The 15,971-nt window shown below is 61.5% G+C and carries 12 protein-coding genes and 2 pseudogenes; 7 read left to right on the plus strand and 7 right to left on the minus strand.

What is annotated here, in order from left to right; translation table 11 throughout:
- Position 1: 1 nt before the first annotated feature.
- From ACFPN2_RS27430 to ACFPN2_RS27440, 3 genes and pseudogenes are all read right to left on the minus strand, one after another.
- Entirely contained in the window at positions 2 to 1,222 is a 1,221-nt protein-coding gene (locus ACFPN2_RS27430; protein ID WP_380602590.1) for an MFS transporter, read from the minus strand.
- Between the two features lie 102 nt (positions 1,223 to 1,324).
- Positions 1,325 to 1,744, minus strand: a pseudogene (locus ACFPN2_RS27435) (secondary thiamine-phosphate synthase enzyme YjbQ).
- Positions 1,745 to 1,748: 4 nt separating this feature from the next.
- The gene (locus ACFPN2_RS27440) at positions 1,749 to 2,360 is read right to left on the minus strand and encodes a TetR/AcrR family transcriptional regulator (RefSeq protein ID WP_380602592.1); all 612 of its coding nucleotides are present in this window, start codon (positions 2,358 to 2,360) and stop codon (positions 1,749 to 1,751) included.
- A 117-nt stretch (positions 2,361 to 2,477) separates the two neighbouring features.
- On the opposite strand from ACFPN2_RS27440, the gene ACFPN2_RS27445 reads away from it, so the two are divergent.
- Both ACFPN2_RS27445 and ACFPN2_RS27450 read left to right on the plus strand, forming a co-directional pair.
- Positions 2,478 to 4,082 carry a carboxyl transferase domain-containing protein gene (locus tag ACFPN2_RS27445; protein ID WP_380602594.1) on the plus strand — a complete coding sequence of 535 codons (1,605 nt, stop codon included), beginning with the start codon at positions 2,478 to 2,480 and terminating at the stop codon, positions 4,080 to 4,082.
- A 17-nt stretch (positions 4,083 to 4,099) separates the two neighbouring features.
- Positions 4,100 to 6,067 carry an acetyl/propionyl/methylcrotonyl-CoA carboxylase subunit alpha gene (locus ACFPN2_RS27450; RefSeq protein ID WP_380602596.1) on the plus strand — a complete coding sequence of 656 codons (1,968 nt, stop codon included), beginning with the start codon at positions 4,100 to 4,102 and terminating at the stop codon, positions 6,065 to 6,067.
- A gap of 58 nt (positions 6,068 to 6,125) precedes the next feature.
- On the opposite strand, the gene ACFPN2_RS27455 is transcribed toward ACFPN2_RS27450, so the two are convergent.
- Entirely contained in the window at positions 6,126 to 7,736 is a 1,611-nt protein-coding gene (locus tag ACFPN2_RS27455) for an NAD(P)/FAD-dependent oxidoreductase (RefSeq protein WP_380602598.1), read from the minus strand.
- 242 nt (positions 7,737 to 7,978) lie between these two features.
- Between ACFPN2_RS27455 and wrbA the strand changes: the two genes are divergently transcribed.
- The 3 genes and pseudogenes from wrbA (at position 7,979) to ACFPN2_RS27470 (ending at position 9,214) form a co-directional block, all read left to right on the plus strand.
- The gene (gene wrbA / locus ACFPN2_RS27460; protein WP_380602600.1) at positions 7,979 to 8,581 is read left to right on the plus strand and encodes an NAD(P)H:quinone oxidoreductase; all 603 of its coding nucleotides are present in this window, start codon (positions 7,979 to 7,981) and stop codon (positions 8,579 to 8,581) included.
- A 93-nt stretch (positions 8,582 to 8,674) separates the two neighbouring features.
- Complete coding sequence (locus ACFPN2_RS27465; protein ID WP_380602602.1) at positions 8,675 to 8,875, plus strand: type II toxin-antitoxin system ParD family antitoxin; 201 nt, start codon at positions 8,675 to 8,677, stop codon at positions 8,873 to 8,875.
- A gap of 46 nt (positions 8,876 to 8,921) precedes the next feature.
- Positions 8,922 to 9,214, plus strand: a pseudogene (locus tag ACFPN2_RS27470) (type II toxin-antitoxin system RelE/ParE family toxin).
- 24 nt (positions 9,215 to 9,238) lie between these two features.
- Here ACFPN2_RS27470 and ACFPN2_RS27475 read toward each other — a convergent pair.
- From ACFPN2_RS27475 to ACFPN2_RS27485, 3 genes are read right to left on the minus strand one after another with little or no spacing between them, the layout of a single operon-like run.
- Positions 9,239 to 10,603: an efflux transporter outer membrane subunit gene (locus tag ACFPN2_RS27475; RefSeq protein WP_380602604.1), complete on the minus strand. Its 1,365-nt coding sequence runs from the start codon at positions 10,601 to 10,603 to the stop codon at positions 9,239 to 9,241.
- Between the two features lie 5 nt (positions 10,604 to 10,608).
- A complete protein-coding gene (locus ACFPN2_RS27480) occupies positions 10,609 to 12,546 on the minus strand; it encodes a MacB family efflux pump subunit (RefSeq protein WP_380602606.1) in 1,938 nt (645 codons plus the stop codon).
- 30 nt (positions 12,547 to 12,576) lie between these two features.
- Entirely contained in the window at positions 12,577 to 13,749 is a 1,173-nt protein-coding gene (locus tag ACFPN2_RS27485; protein ID WP_380602608.1) for an efflux RND transporter periplasmic adaptor subunit, read from the minus strand.
- A 147-nt stretch (positions 13,750 to 13,896) separates the two neighbouring features.
- On the opposite strand from ACFPN2_RS27485, the gene ACFPN2_RS27490 reads away from it, so the two are divergent.
- On the plus strand, positions 13,897 to 15,279 hold the full coding sequence (locus ACFPN2_RS27490) for an ATP-binding protein (protein WP_380602868.1): 1,383 nt from the start codon (positions 13,897 to 13,899) through the stop codon (positions 15,277 to 15,279).
- 1 nt (position 15,280) lies between these two features.
- Positions 15,281 to 15,970 carry a response regulator gene (locus ACFPN2_RS27495; RefSeq protein ID WP_380602610.1) on the plus strand — a complete coding sequence of 230 codons (690 nt, stop codon included), beginning with the start codon at positions 15,281 to 15,283 and terminating at the stop codon, positions 15,968 to 15,970.
- The last annotated feature ends 1 nt before the right edge of the window (position 15,971 follow it).

Genomic DNA, 15,971 nt, shown 5'->3' on the forward strand with positions numbered 1-15,971 from the left:
GCTACGCGGCGGCTTTGATCCGCTTCAGATCAGGCAGCCAGATCGCCAGCGCACCGAGCACCGGCAGGAACGCGCCGAGCTTATAAACAAACGCAATTCCGTAGACGTCCGCCAGGTGTCCGAACGACGCGGCGGCCAATCCGCCGATGCCGAACGAGAAGCCGAACATCAGTCCCGAGACCATGCCGACACGGGTCGGCATCAGTTCCTGCGCATACACGACGATCGCGGGGAACGCGGACGCAATTGTGAGCCCGATGACCACTGTGAGCGCTTCGGTCCACGCCAGACTCACGAACGGCAACAGGAGCGTAAACGGCAACGCGCCCAGCACGGAGAACTGGATCATCGCCCTGCGACTGAAACGATCGCCGAAATAGCCGCCGAGCAGCGTGCCGACGGCGATCGAGCCCAGGAACAGGAACAGATGCACCTGCGCCTCGACCACGCTCATGTTGAAGCGCTCGATCAGATAGAACGTGTAGTAGTTGGTCAGGCTCGCCATGTAGGCGTACTTGGAAAAGATCAGCAGCAGCAGGATGGTCATGCCTCGCACGACCGTCTTGCGCGGAATCGCCGATTCCTGCCGGCGCGTGCTGTGCGCTCGCTTCAAGCGGGGCAAGCCATGATGTTTGTACCAGACGCCCACGTTCCAAAGGATGGCCGTCGACACCAGCGTCAGCAGCGCGAACGCTCCCAGGCCCGACTGCCCCCACTGCACGACGACCAGCGCCGCCAGCAACGGACCGATCGCTTGACCCGCGTTGCCGCCCAATTGAAACAACGATTGCGCGAGCGAATGCCGACCGCCCGCCGCCATCCGCGCCACGCGCGACGCTTCCGGATGAAACACCGAAGAGCCCATGCCAAGCATCGCCGCGCCGGCCAGCAGCCACTCGAAATTACCGGCCAGTGAGATCACCAACAGGCCCAACGCCGTGAACAACGTGCCCATCGGCAACGAAAACGGCATGGGCCGACGGTCGGCGACGTAACCGACGACGGGTTGAAGCATCGACGCGGTCAGCTGATACGCCAGCGAAATCCAGCCCAGCTCCGCGAACGTCAGGTGATGGCTCGCCTTGAGCGCGGGATAGGAGCCTTGCAGCAGCGACTGCATCGTGTCGTTCAACAGATGGCAGAAACTGATGGCAATAATGATGGGGAAAGCGGTCTCGTCCCGCCAACTGGCAGGATCGCGAGCCTCGGCCGAAGAGTTCAAACGGATGCTCCAACAGGAGGGCGGGTCGGCTCACAGTGTAAGGAGTCCGTGTCGCGGCGTCCCTAACAAGTTCGACACCTTTCGTCGCGAAACGGACAACCCTCAATCGGCCAACAAATGCAGGACGAGTTCGCGCTGATGGGGCCGCTGGCGGTGCTCGAACAGGTAGATGGCCTGCCAGGTGCCGAGCACCGGCTCGCCGTCGAGCACGGGGATGGACAATTGCACTTGGGTCAATGCCGTGCGCAGATGGGCCGGCATGTCGTCGGGACCTTCGTCGTCGTGCTCCTAACGGCCCGGATCTTCAGGCGCGATCTGCTCGAAAAAAGCTTCCAGATCGCTGCGCACCTCCGGGGCCGCATTCTCCTGGATCAACAACGACGCCGACGTGTGCTTACAAAAGATCGTGAGCAAGCCGGTGGCGACCTGTTGAGCAGCCACCCAGCTACGAACCTCGCGCGTGACATCCACCAGACCGCGCCGGGTCGTGCGAATCGAGAGAATATGAGTGAACTGACGCATCGAATTAGGAAATCTTTGCACCGACGGCTCGTAAACAGAACGCCACGATGCCCTCGACCAGTTCCGTGCGCGCATCCCGCTTGCTTCGAGGCGTGATCGGCCGGATCAATGCTTCAGTGAACGCGCCGACGATACAAGCCGCGCCGATATCGATGGATTGCGCCGGGAATTCGCCTTTATCGATGCCCTCGATCAGCAGCGACTTGAACACTTCCCCGAAGCGGATACGACCCAGCAACCGCGCCTCATCGACCTCCTGTTCGGCCGGCTCGGCGATGAACGCATAGGCCAGATACGGCCCTTCCAGCGCGCGATTCGCAAACGATTCCACGCAGGCCCGCAGCCGTGCGGTCACATCGCCTTCACCCTTTACGATCTCCTGCAGGATCGCAATCTCGTGATCGATCGCGCTGGTCAGCACTTCGACGAATAGCGCCGACTTGGAGGGAAAGTAACGATAGATGGCCCCGGCGGACAACCCGGCATTGGCGGCCACGGCCGCAATCGAGGCGTGATTGAACCCGCCCTCGGCGACCAGGGCCCGCGCCGCCTTGAGGATGCGCTGGCGGTTATCGGCCAGCCGCTCCTCCATCAGGAAGGATCGCTTGTAGCTCATGCCCTGATCCTAGCATGAAGTGAATCCCAGTTTTTTTTGTGAATCGCCATTCACTTCTTGGCCTGCCCCTCCTACAATGCCGTCGGGCCGAGCGGATCCGCGGCTAACAGGGGTTTCATGAACGTCATTACTTCCAAGCTGCGAACCGGCAGCGACGAATACCGCGCCAACAGCGCCGCCCTCCGCGCGCTCGTCGATGAGTTACGGGGTCGGACTGCCACCGCCGCATTGGGCGGCTCCGAAAGCGCCCGGCAAAAACATACTTCGCGCGGCAAGCTGCTGGTGCGCGATCGTATCGATCTGCTGCTCGATCCCGGCACGCCATTTCTCGAGTTCTCCGCCCTCGCCGCCTTCGGAATGTATGGCGGTGAAGTCGCGAGCTCGGGCGCTGTCGCCGGCGTCGGTCGGATCAACGGTCGTGAGTGCGTCATCGTCGGCAACGATGCGACCGTCAAAGGCGGCACCTACTACCCCATCACCATCAAGAAACATTTGCGCGCCCAGGAGATCGCCCGCGAGAACCGCCTGCCCTGCGTGTATCTGGTGGACTCCGGCGGCGCGTTCCTGCCCATGCAGGACGAAGTGTTTCCGGACAAGGAACATTTCGGCCGCATCTTCTTCAATCAAGCAAACATGTCGGCGCTCGGCATTCCGCAGATCGCATGCGTGATGGGCTCGTGCACCGCTGGCGGCGCGTACGTGCCCGCGATGAGCGACGAAGCCGTGATCGTTCGCAATCAAGGCACGATCTTCCTCGGCGGCCCGCCGCTGGTGAAGGCCGCGACCGGTGAAGTCGTCAGCGCTGAAGATCTCGGCGGCGGCGACGTGCACACGCGTATCTCTGGCGTCGCGGACCATCTCGCTGAGAACGATCATCACGCGCTGGCCATCGTTCGCCGCATCGTCGGCAACCTCGGCCCTCGCGAAACCTTGTTTCAGCCGCAAGCGGTGGAAGATCCGCTGTACGACCCCGAGGAACTGTACGGCGTCATCCCGGCCGATACTCGCAAGCCCTTCGACGTGCGCGAAGTCATCGCCCGCATCGTCGACGGCTCGCGCTTCGACGAATTCAAGGCTCGTTTCGGCAACACGCTCGTGACGGGCTTCTCGCACGTGTACGGCTACCCCGTCGGCATCATCGCCAACAACGGCGTGCTGTTCTCCGAGTCGGCGCAGAAGGCCGCGCACTTCATCGAGCTGTGCAGTCAGCGCCGCATCCCGCTGGTGTTCTTGCAGAACATCACGGGCTTCATGGTCGGCCGTAAATATGAGAACGAAGGCATCGCTCGCCACGGCGCGAAGATGGTGACCGCGGTCGCGACGGCCCAAGTGCCGAAGTTCACTGTGTTGATCGGCGGTTCCTACGGCGCTGGCAACTACGGTATGTGTGGTCGCGCCTACTCGCCCCGCTTCTTGTGGACCTGGCCGAACTCCAAGATCTCAGTGATGGGCGGCGAGCAGGCCGCGAACGTGCTCGCGACCGTGCGTCGTGATGCGCTCGAAGCTCAAGGCAAGCAATGGAGCGCCGCCGAGGAAGAAGCCTTCAAGGCGCCGACCAAAGCGCAGTTCGAGACGCAAGGCAGTGCTTACTACGCCACCGCGCGCCTCTGGGATGACGGCATCATCGATCCGGCTCAGACCCGGCGCACCTTGGGGCTCGGCCTCGCGGCCGCGGCGAACGCACCGGTCGGCGACACACGCTTCGGCGTGTTCCGCATGTAAGCAAGGATTAGAAAGACATGTTCAAAAAAATCCTGATCGCCAATCGCGGCGAAATCGCATGCCGGGTCATCGCCACTTGTCGCAAGCTCGGCATTCGCACCGTCGCGGTGTATTCCGAAGCCGACGCCGGCGCGCGTCATGTGCGCCTCGCTGACGAGGCCTACTGTGTTGGCCCGGCCGCGTCGCGTGAGAGCTATTTGCGCGTCGATCGCATCATCGAAGTTTGCAAACAGTCCGGTGCACAGGCCGTGCATCCGGGTTACGGCTTCCTGTCCGAGAACGAGAGCTTCGCGCATGCGTGCGAAGAGAATGGCATCGTGTTCATCGGTCCGCCGGTGAAGAGTATCCGCGCCATGGGCTTGAAGTCGGCCGCCAAGGCACTCATGCAACAGGCCAAGGTGCCACTGGTCCCCGGCTATCACGGCGCCGATCAAGATCCGGCGTTGCTTCAGCGTGAAGCCGATCGCATCGGCTATCCAGTGCTGATCAAGGCATCCGCCGGTGGCGGCGGCAAGGGCATGCGCGTCGTCAACGCGACCAGTGAATTCCCCGCAGCGCTTGCTTCATGTCAGCGCGAAGCCCGCACGTCCTTCGGCGATGACAACGTCCTCATCGAAAAATATCTCCAGCAGCCGCGCCACATCGAGATCCAGGTGTTCGCCGACAAGGCGGGCCACACCATCAGCCTCAACGAGCGCGACTGCTCGGCGCAGCGTCGACATCAAAAGGTCGTCGAAGAAGCGCCCGCGCCCAGCGTGAAGCCGGAACAGCGTGCAGCGATGGGCAAAGCGGCTTGCGACGCTGCTCGCGCCGTTGGTTATGTCGGCGCCGGCACGGTTGAGTTCATCGCCGATTCGCAGGGCAATTTCTATTTCATGGAAATGAATACGCGCCTGCAGGTGGAGCATCCGGTCACTGAAATGATCACGGGGCTCGATCTCGTCGAATGGCAGCTGCGCGTTGCCGCTGGCGAAGATCTGCCTCTGGCCCAAGAGCAAGTGCCGCTGAACGGGCACTCGATCGAAGTTCGCATCTACGCCGAAGAGCCGGAGAAAGGCTTCCTGCCTTCGGTTGGCCGGCTCGCGTATTTCAAGACACCCGCGCCTTCCGCGCATGTGCGGCTCGATACCGGCGTCGAACAAGGGGACGAGATCACACCTCACTACGATCCCATGATCGCCAAGCTGATCGTTTGGGATCGCACTCGTGAAGCTGCCATCGAGCGCATGCTCGGCGCGCTGGCTGAGACGCGCATCGTTGGTGTCGGTCACAACGTGAACTTCCTGTCGCGCCTCGTCGGTCATCCCGCGTTCCGCGAAGGCCGCGTCGATACTGGCCTGATCGAACGTGAGCGCGCCATGCTGCTGCCCGCCGCCACCGAGCTTCCGAAAGAAATCTTCGAGGTCGCCGCACTGGCTCAGCTCGCTGCCGAGCGTGAGCAGGCTGCGCAATCGAGCTCTCCGTGGAGCATTGCGGATGGCTGGCGCATCAATGGCACGCAGACTCGTACGTTGCAGTTCTCCGCTGGCGAGCAGACTGCGACGGTGTCGGTGCAATACACGTCGACGGGTTATCTCATCGACGACGAGCCGGCACGCGTGGTTCGTACATCGGATTCGGATCTGCGCATCACGATCGATCAACGTCACATCAACACGGCCGTTGTGAAATCCGGCGAGCAGATGCATGTGTTCCTTCGCGGTCAGCAGCACGTACTGACCTACGTCGATCCGCTCGTGCATGCGGGCGAGACCGAAGAAACTCAGGGCGGACTGACCGCTCCGATGCCCGGCAAGATCATCGCCCTGCTCTCCGAGCCCGGCGCCGAAGTCGCCAAGGGCGCACCGTTGCTGGTGATGGAAGCGATGAAGATGGAGTTGACTGTGTTTGCTCCGAGCAAGGGCAAGCTGGTGAGCTATCTTTGCAATGCCGGCGATCAAGTGAAGGAAGGCGTGCCGCTGGTGGACTTCCAGGCGGTCGCTTAACAGCTGTATCTCACAACGACCGGCGGCGCTCGATGTAACGGAGCGCCGCCATAGTTGGTCAAGCCGCTTCCGCGAACAGCAAGCGGCCCGCGCTAACAGAGTCCGCATCCGGTAGCAGCTTCAGCACCGCGGACGCGTCGACTTCCGGGCAGGACGCATGAGCGCGTTCAACAATCTCGCGCGCCAGCGTATCGAGCAAGCCGGTGTTCTCCCGGATGCGCCTGCGGAACGTCAGCTCGTCGATACTGTCGAGCAGGCTGCCGTTCAAATCCGCGAACCACGCTAGCCGAGCCTGATCGAGCATCACCGCCACGTCACGCCTACGACTCACCTTGGACCACTCGCGCATGAAATCCTGCATGGCGAAGTTCAGCGCCTTGCTGTGCGACATCTCGACTGACAGCGCACTGATGCTGGCCAGATCGGTCAGTCGGTTCTGGAAGAACAACTGGCACAAGATGCCCCAGTAATAAGCGTAGTCCCAGATCACCTTGACCGGCATCACTTGCGGATCGCCCATGATGCGATACTGATCGGTGTAGAGCGCAAGTGTGCTTTCGTAGAACGAGAAGTACAGCTGCTGATACACCTTGGAACGACCGCCCACGTGCTCGCCGCCACGATCGCGCGCGATGAGATCGGCGATATAGCTGTTGCTCATGGCGATGAAGTCGCTGCCCGGCGAATAGAACGGATCGAGAAACACGCCGGCCTCGCCCGTCAGTGCCCAGCGATCGGCCCCTGAGAACACTTGTTTGCAACCGTGCGAGAAATTGCGCAGGAAGCAGAAATCCTGCAGCAGGTGCTGCTTGCCCTCAAGTTCCCGCGCCAGCCGCGGCTGATGCTTGCGGAACCAGTCCATCGACTTCTCGAAGCTATTCATGGTCTCGAGCGGATGGATCCTGGCATCGCAGACGATGCCGACTGAGTGCGAGCCCGACGCGAGCGGAATCAACCACGCCCAGTAGCCTTCGCCCATCAAATGATTGGTGGATAGCCAACGCAACGGCGGATCGCACCGGGTGAGCCACTGGCGATCGGTGGACCACTCATCGATGTCGATCTTGGTACCGATGCGAAACCACACAGCGTTGGCATCGTGCGCGTTGTCTTCGGCGAGGCCGAGCTTACGCTTGATCAATCCAGCGCGCCCCGACGCGTCCACGACCCAACGCCCCGTTGCCTGCACGCTCTGCTTGTCCACCTCGAAACGCACTGAGTGCTCGGCGCCCTCCTTGCCGAGATCGATCTGTCTCACCACCGCGCCATCGACGATCTCGATGCCCAACGCGCGCCCGTGCTCGGTCAGATAGTTCTCGAAGATGCCGCGGTCCAGCTGATAACTCGGCGTGGGCAGGAAACGACTGGCGCCCATCTCGGTGACGCCTTCGATGTCTTCGCGGACGGAGGAGTAGATGAAGAAGCGCAGGCCAAACTTGCGTAGCTGATGTTTGTCCAGATGCTCCTTGAGGCCCAGCACCGTATCGAAATAGTGCGCGCCGATCTCCACCGATGACTCGCCGACCTTATGCGCCGCCTCCGGCACCGGGTGCTTGCGTCGCTCGATGACCAGGATGCGCATCGTTGCGAACTGTTGCCGTAACTGGATTGCCAGCGTCAGACCCGCCAATCCGCCGCCCAGGATGATCACGTCGTGCTTGTCGGTCACAGCGAACCCGATTGTTATGGTTGGTGCCACCGTTCCACCCGCTTCACGGCAGCAGCGAGGACGGGATTAGAGGCAACGACCGACAGCCGATCAAGGCTCGCGCGATTGCATTTCGCTATGGGAGGGGGCGCAACGATGCGCACGCGCATCCATGAAATCGATACGTGAGGCAGGCAACACTGGGAACCTAAGCGCGGCCCTGGCGTTCCACGGGTCTCGCGTCGGCTCGCTCGGAGAGTGTCATGGCAAAAGTTCTGGTTCTCTACTATTCCTCGTATGGTCACATCGAACAGATGGCGAACGCAGTCGCCGAAGGCGCTCGCTCCGCTGGCGCGCAGGTGGCAGTCAAACGCGTCCCCGAGACTGTGCCAGAAGATGTGGCACGCAAGTCCGGCTTCAAGCTGGACCAACCGGCACCGATCGCCACCGTCGACGAGCTGCCCCAATACGACGCGATCATCTTCGGCACGGGCACCCGCTACGGCAACATGACGGCGCAGATGAAAACTTTCATCGACCAGACCGGAGCGCTCTGGATGAAAGGCGCGCTGGTGGGCAAGGTGGGGTCGGTGTTCTCATCGTCGAATACTCAACACGGCGGACAGGAGTCCACCATCCTGACTTTTCATCCGGTGCTATTGCACCTGGGCTTCATCATCGTCGGCCTGCCGTATGCGTTTCAGGGACAGATGGGCACGAGTGAAGTGATGGGCAATTCACCGTACGGCGCATCGACCATCGCGGGCACGGATGGTAGCCGGCAGCCATCGAAAGTTGAGTTAGAGGGTGCGCGTTATCAAGGCAAGTACGTCGCGGAGATCGCGGCGAAGATCGCGGGGCGTTAGCCGCGGAGCGCGGAAGCGACCCTCGATGTCGGGCTGGGCCGAGAATTGACAAAGATTGCCAATGGTAGGACCGTAAGCCTCAGAGGTATCGCCATGAGCACGATGAATGTGTCCATTCCCGACAGCATGAAGCTGTGGGTCGAACAGCAAGCGGACTCGGGCCGCTACGCCAACGCTAGTGATTATGTGCGCCACCTGATCCGGTTGGATCAGGAACGGGCGGCGAAGATCGCGCATATCCAGGCGCTGGTGACCGAAGGTATCGAAAGCGGCGTCGGCCGACGATCGATCTGAAGGCAGCCGCCCGCCGCCAATCTCGCGCGTCGACCAAACCTTCGCGGTGAGACGCTACTCTCCAAGCCGCAAGGCCGAAGAAGACATCATTGCCATATTTATATAGGGCGTAGCGGAGTTCGGCCTCCAGCAAGCAGAGCGCTATCACGACCTGCTGGGGAATACGTTCCAATTCCTGGCGGAGAACCCGAAGCCGCTCGTGAGCGCTCAGAAATCCGGCCTCCGGTGCGCATTCACCCGATCGAATCTCACGTCGTCATCTACACAGTCGATGCGGACCAGGACATCTTCATCATCCGCGTTCGCCATGGCCGTGAGGATTGGCGGCAAGACGAGTAATCCTTTACAAATCGGTGCAGTATCCTAGATCGCCTCCCACCCGCCACCCAGCGCCTTGAACAAGGTGATGGACGCATTCACCCGAGCCAGCTTGGCCTGCACCAGCGAGTCTTCAGCATTGAGCTGCGACGTCTGACTCTCCAGCACCGTCAGCAGATCATCGGAGCCCGCCTGATACCGCGTAGTCGCAAGCCGCAGCGCCAGCTGCGCTTGTTCAACCGTCTGCGTGAGCAGCGACGTGCGACGCTCAGCGGTTGAGACCGCACTCAAACTATCGTTCACTTCCTTGACGCTCGTCAGCACCGTTTGCAAATAAGTCTCGACCAACTCGCGCCGGGACGCATCGGCCAACTGTACTTGCCCACGCAACTCACCGCCATCGAACAGAACCTGCGACAGCGACGCAGCCAGCGCCGCGACGCTGGATGAGCCGCCGGTGATCCAGTTCGTCACAACACCCGTCGCACTCAACTCCATGCTCGGATACAGCGCAGCCCGCGCAACTCCAACATCAGCATTGGCAGCAACCAAGTCCGCCTCGGCGGCGCGAACATCCGGTCGACGCTGCAACAGATCGCCTGGCTGCCTCGCCGCGATGGACGGCGGCTGCAAATCAGCCAGCGTTTCCGTTCGAATAGTGAAGTCCTGCGGCACGCGCCCAAGCAGTAATGCCAGCGCACTCTGCGTCTCAGTCAAACTCTGCTGCAACTCCGGCACTTCAGCTTCAATACTCAACAACGCCGTGCGCTGTTGAGCCACATCCAAGCCACTGGCCGCGCCCTTGTTATAACGAACCTCGACCAGCGACATCAGCGACCGCGCCGCCTCGAGATTCTTTTGCGCAATAGTCAACCGATCCTTCAACGCCAGCGTCTGGAAGTAATAGGAAGCAACGTCCGCCTGCAACACCAACCGCGTCGTCTGCATGTCGAATTCACGAGCCGCAACCCGAGCCGCCGCAGCCTGCACATTCGCCCGGTTCCCGCCCCAGAGATCCAGCTCGTAACTCACCGACAGCTGCGAATCATCCGACGACGACAGCGACCGCGCGCCATTCAACTCCTTCGTGCGCGAGCCACCAACCGACATCGACGCATACGGCACCAACCGACTGCTCGCCATCTTCGCCGTCGCCTTCGCCTGCTCGATGCGGATCGTCGCCGCCGCGAGATCGTGATTCGCAGCGAGCGCTTCAGCCATCAACTGCTCCAGCTCCGCATCCTTGAACAGATCGTTCCATTCAGAAGGCGCGTTACTAGTAGCGGCAACCTTCTGCGCCGACCACGACTCCGGCAGATCGGACTTCGGCCGGTCGTACTGCGGCGTCAGGCTACAGCCCGCCAGCACGCCCAACACCGCAACCGCCACCACTCGCTTCATGTAAGTCATGTTCATTACTCCGAGGCCAGCGCAACCACCGGGTCCATGTAAGCCGCCTTACGCGCCGGCAGATATCCGAACAGCACACCCGTCAGCAATGCCGACCCAAGCGCCAACAAGGCAGGCGTCGGCGTGAAGGCCACATTCGTTCCCAATGCCCTGGCGATAAATCCCGTCGTAAATCCGAGCGCCACACCAATCAATCCACCGATACCGCAAACCACCAACGCTTCCGTATTGAATTGCAGCAGGATGTTGCTGGCCCGAGCGCCCGTCGCCATCCGCACACCAATCTCACGCGTCCGCTCCGTCACGCTGACCAGCATGATGTTCATCACGCCGATACCGCCGACGATCAGCGAGATCGCCGCGACACAACCGAGCAGCAACGTCAGCGTGTTCTGAGTCGACGCGGCCGCCGCCATGAACGAGCTGGTGCTGCGAATCTGGAAGTCCTCGAGATGATGGCGGGACATCAGCAACTGACGGATTTCCTCCTGCGTCTCCGCAGTCTTCTCATCCGACGCCAATTTCACATTGACCGAGCCGAGGTATTGCTGACCAAACAGCCGATTGAAGCCGGTGGACAGCGGCACGAACGCCGCGTCGTCCATATCGGAGCCAAACGAGTTCGCCCCCTTGGTCGACAGCACCCCAATGACTTCGAACGGCGTATTGCCGACCAGCACGAACTGACCCACCGGATCTTCATCGTTCGGAAACAGATTCTTCGCGACCGTCTTGCCGAGCACGATCACCGTGGCATAGCTACGAACATCGTCTTCAGTGACGAACGTGCCGCTCGCCATCGGCCAGTTCTGCGTCACCTGATACGCCGGCCACACGCCCGTGATATTGCTCTGATAGTCGATCGAGCCCATGCGCAGCGTGGCGCGCGTCTTCCGCTCCGGCGAGACAGCGACGACGTTCCCCATCTCAGAAATCGCCTGTGCATCCGCCGGCACCAACGTAGCGATATCGCCCGAGGGACGCGAACCGGGCGCGCCCGGAAACACCAGCAACAAGTTGCTGCCCATCGCCGAGATTTGTTTCATCACGGCTTCTTTACTGCCGTTGCCGATGGCAAGCATGGTCACAACGGCCGCGACGCCGATCATTACGCCGAGCAGCGTCAACGCGCTACGAAACTTGTTGGCCCGAAGCGAGCGCAGGGCCATCTTCACGGCCTCTTCCAGATCGTCGAGCCAGTTCGCTTGCGCTGCATGCGAAGTGCGTTGATTCGAACCAGCGACGGCCCGCTTCACGCCCGAGTCATCGACGATCCGCCCATCCTTGATGTGCACGATGCGTTCCGCATGCTCGGCAACCGACGCGTCGTGCGTAATCAAAATGATCGTGCGACCTTCGGAGTGCAGCTGCTTCAAAAGCGCCATGACTTCCGCACCGCTGCGACTATCGAGCGCGCCAGTCGGTTCGTCCGCGAGAATGACTTCCGCGTCATTCATGAGCGCGCGTGCAATCGAGACGCGCTGCTGTTGACCGCCGGACAGCTGATTCGGTCGATGATCCGTGCGCTCACCCAGCCCAAGCTTGGCCAGCAAGCTCTTCGCACGCTGGCGGCGTGCATCCTGCGCCATGCCGGCATAGATCGCCGGCAGCTCGACGTTCTCCGCCGCCGTCACCGTTGCGAGCAAGTTGTAACGCTGAAACACGAAACCGAACGTGTCACGACGCAAGGCCGCCAGCTCATCGGGATTCAAGCTGCCCACGTCGACGCCATTCACCTCGTAACGACCTTCGCTGGGACGGTCCAAGCAGCCGAGGATATTCATCAAGGTCGACTTGCCGGAGCCCGACTGGCCCATGATGGCCACGAACTCGCCGCGTCGGATTTCCAGCGACGCGTGATCGAGCGCGCGGATCTCGGAATCGCCGCTGACATAGACGCGACTCGCGTCGACGACTCGGATCAACGGTGCAGTGGCGTTCATTGTGTTCTCCCGATGTGTCATGCGGCTGGCTTAGAGACGCGGGCCCATCTGTCGGCCGGGGCCACCCTGCGCCGCGCCGCCCGCCGGCGGAACCACAGCGGCAACGACCAACTGATCGCCGGGCAACAGGCCGGAAACGATCTGTGCCATCGAACGATTGGTGAGACCCACCTTCACATCGCGCTCGACCACGCCGTTATCGGTCAGCACCTTAGCTTTGTAGGCATCGACACCCGCTTCACGCTGCGCCTGCAAAGCATTGATGGGCGCGAGCGGCACATCCTTCGCTTCACCCAATGTGAAGAACACTTGCACCGTCATCTGCGGCAACAGCTGCCCTTCACGGTTGTCCACGTCGATGAGCACGTTGTAGAGCACCACGTCGTTCTCGACGACCGGCGTTGGATACACAGCCCGCACCTTGCCGCGCCACTTCTTCTCCGGCATGCCGAGCGTCGTGAAAGTCGCAGGCATGTCGACAGCGATGCGACTCACATCGGCCTCGGCCACCTGCGCCCACACAGTCATCACATCCATATTCGCGACCTGCACGATGACCGGCGCGGACTGCGAGGCATTCACGGTCTGACCTTCGAGCGTCGTCTGAGACGCGACGGTGCCGTCGAGCGGCGCATAGATTTTCGTGTAGCCGAGATTCGCGAGATCACCGGCAAGCGTTGCTTCTGCGGCCTTGATCTGAGCGCGAGTCGCCGCGACGGTCGCGGCGGCAACCTTGGCCTGCGCGTCAGCCTGATCCACGGTGGTCTGGCTGATGGCATCGGCGGCCCGCATTTCCTGATTGCGCTTCAACTCGGTGTCCGCGAGCACGGACTCGGCCAATTGCTGATCCAGCTGAGCCTTCAGATTCTCGAGCGTGGCGCGATCTTTACGGACTGTTGACTCGTACACAGTCGGGTCGATTTCGGCGAGCAGGTCGCCCTTGGTCACCCGGTCGCCGATCTCCACATGGATTTTCATGACGCGGCCGCCCACCTGGGTGCCGACGTCGACATAATCCGTGGGCTCGATCGAGCCCACGGCGGTGATGCTCTTTTGCAGGTCGCCCCGGGTCACGGTCACCGTCTTGAGGCCGGCGTCGTCGTTGCCGCCGATGTAATGACACGCCCCCGCCACCAGCGCGGCGACCAGTGCCGCAGGCAGCCCCAGTTTCTGCCAGGAGCTGAGTTTTCGGGCTTGTTGCATGTTCGAGCCTCCGCCAGTGCTGCCAGTTCCAGACAATTTGTTCATGGGAATCAGCATGGCCAGCAAACGTGGAGGAAAATTGAAGACTTTATGGAGTCGACGCCCGAGCCTTGCCCCCGGGGCGCCTGGCGGGCGTTAATGGCAGCCATGAAATGGAGTATTTCGACCAAGCTGTTCCTGGTCCTGGTTGCCATCAGCATCGCGGCCGTGGCGGCTATGGGCCTGTCCGCGCGCATCAGCTTCACGCGCGGGTTCATCGGCTATCTCAACGACCAGAGCACCGCCTATGTCGAATCAGTCATTCCCCGATTGGCCGAGGCGTACAAATCCGAGGGCGGCTGGGACTTTCTTCATCGCAACAACCGAGGTTGGTTCCGCCTGCTCGACACTCGTGGCCGTCGCGACGGCCCGCCGCAATTCTCAGAAATCGACTTCACGGCCACGCAGCTGCGGTTGACGTTGCTGGACGCGGACAAGGACATCGTCATCGGCAATCGCGAGTTCTCCCGCGATACGCCGAGGCGACCGATCGAAGTCGATGGAAAGACAGTGGGCTGGCTGGTGCTCGTGCCTTTCCAGCAAGCCACGGCCGCCGCCGACGTGCGCTTTCAAAAACGTCAGCTCACACAAAACTGGCTGATTGGTCTCGGCACTGTGCTGCTCGCGGCACTGGCCGCATGGTGGTTATCGCGCTTGCTCGTGACACCGCTCACACGAATCGCAAAGGCCACACACAATCTCGCGAGCGGCGACTACAGCGTGCGTATTCCAGTGGCGTCGAAAGATGAGATCGGTGGATTGTCGGAAGACTTCAACCGCCTCGCCCAGGCGCTCGCACACAACGAACAATTGCGTCGCTCGTTCATGGCGGACGTCTCACATGAATTGCGCACACCGCTGTCCGTGTTGAAAGGTGAGCTCGAAGCCATCGAAGACGGCGTGCGGACCATGACGCCCGAGACCCTGGCGTCGTTGCAATCGGAAGTGGCGACCCTCAGCAAGCTGGTCAGCGATCTTTACGATCTGTCGCTCTCCGATATCGGCGCGCTGAGCTATCGCATGGCCGAGGTGGATATCGGCGACGTGCTCCACGCCACGCTCGGGGTCTTCCAGCAACGGCTGGCCGAGCGCGGGCTCAAAGTGGAAACACAAATCGATTCGCAGATCGCAGTGAACGGTGACGAAGGCCGACTGCAGCAGTTGTTCACCAACCTGCTCGAGAACTGCGCGCGTTACACGCAAGCCGACGGCACCGTGCGAGTCGGTTGCCGGAACACAAACGACGATGTGCTCATTGAGATTGAGGACTCCGGGCCCGGCGTTCCCGCCGACATCCTGCCGCGCATCTTCGAAAGGTTCGTGCGTGCGGAAGCTTCACGAAACCGCTCGCATGGCGGCGCGGGGCTGGGACTGGCCATCTGTGCCAACATCGTTCAGGCCCATGGCGGTACGATCACGGCCAGCGCGGCGCCGCTGGGAGGATTGCTGGTCAGCATCCGCCTGCCGCGCCTGCGGACGTTGAAGGTGTGATATGAGCGACGGCGCCCCGCAAACCCGAATTCTGATCGTCGAGGACGAGCCCAAGCTGGCGCAGCTGCTCGCGGACTATCTCACATCAGCCGGTTATCACGCGCAGATGGTCGGCGACGGTCGCGAAGTCGCGCCCGCCCTCAAGGCCTCGCATTTCGATCTGATGCTGCTGGATTTGATGCTGCCCGGTCGCGACGGCCTGGAGGTCTGCAAAGAGGTGCGCGCGTTCAGCAATATTCCGATTGTGATGGTGACGGCGCGCGTCGAAGAGATCGATCGGCTGCTGGGACTGGAGCTCGGCGCGGATGACTACATCTGCAAGCCCTTCAGCCCGCGCGAAGTGGTCGCACGAGTCAAAGCGATTCTTCGCAGAAGCCCGCAGCAGGTGAAAGCGCAGGTCGATTCCAGGCTGAGCATCGACGAAGCCCAGTTCAAAGCGACACTTAACGGCCAGCTGCTGGATCTCACACCCGTGGAATTTCGCTTGCTCAAGGCCTTGTCAGCCTCGCCGGGTCGCGTGTTCTCGCGTCAGCAACTGTTAAATACGTTGTACGAGGATCATCGCGTGGTGACCGATCGCACCGTCGACAGTCATGTGAAGAACCTGCGTCGCAAGCTGCAACTGGCCAATCCCGGCGACGAGTTGATCGAATCCATCTACGGCGTGGGCTATCGCTTCACGATGCCCTAGA

It is taken from the genome of Steroidobacter flavus, from assembly GCF_042651805.1.
Taxonomy (GTDB): Bacteria; Pseudomonadota; Gammaproteobacteria; order Steroidobacterales; family Steroidobacteraceae; genus Steroidobacter; species Steroidobacter flavus.

What these genes read in the sequence shown, in the direction of transcription:
- ACFPN2_RS27485 (WP_380602608.1), bottom strand. Translation starts at nt 13,749, where the DNA reads ATGCAACAAGCCCGAAAACTCAGCTCCTGGCAGAAACTGGGGCTGCCT.
- ACFPN2_RS27490 (WP_380602868.1), top strand. Translation starts at nt 13,897, where the DNA reads ATGAAATGGAGTATTTCGACCAAGCTGTTCCTGGTCCTGGTTGCCATC.
- ACFPN2_RS27450 (WP_380602596.1), top strand. Translation starts at nt 4,100, where the DNA reads ATGTTCAAAAAAATCCTGATCGCCAATCGCGGCGAAATCGCATGCCGG.
- wrbA (WP_380602600.1), top strand. Translation starts at nt 7,979, where the DNA reads ATGGCAAAAGTTCTGGTTCTCTACTATTCCTCGTATGGTCACATCGAA.
- ACFPN2_RS27495 (WP_380602610.1), top strand. Translation starts at nt 15,281, where the DNA reads ATGAGCGACGGCGCCCCGCAAACCCGAATTCTGATCGTCGAGGACGAG.
- ACFPN2_RS27480 (WP_380602606.1), bottom strand. Translation starts at nt 12,546, where the DNA reads ATGAACGCCACTGCACCGTTGATCCGAGTCGTCGACGCGAGTCGCGTC.
- ACFPN2_RS27445 (WP_380602594.1), top strand. Translation starts at nt 2,478, where the DNA reads ATGAACGTCATTACTTCCAAGCTGCGAACCGGCAGCGACGAATACCGC.
- ACFPN2_RS27465 (WP_380602602.1), top strand. Translation starts at nt 8,675, where the DNA reads ATGAGCACGATGAATGTGTCCATTCCCGACAGCATGAAGCTGTGGGTC.
- ACFPN2_RS27475 (WP_380602604.1), bottom strand. Translation starts at nt 10,603, where the DNA reads ATGACTTACATGAAGCGAGTGGTGGCGGTTGCGGTGTTGGGCGTGCTG.
- ACFPN2_RS27440 (WP_380602592.1), bottom strand. Translation starts at nt 2,360, where the DNA reads ATGAGCTACAAGCGATCCTTCCTGATGGAGGAGCGGCTGGCCGATAAC.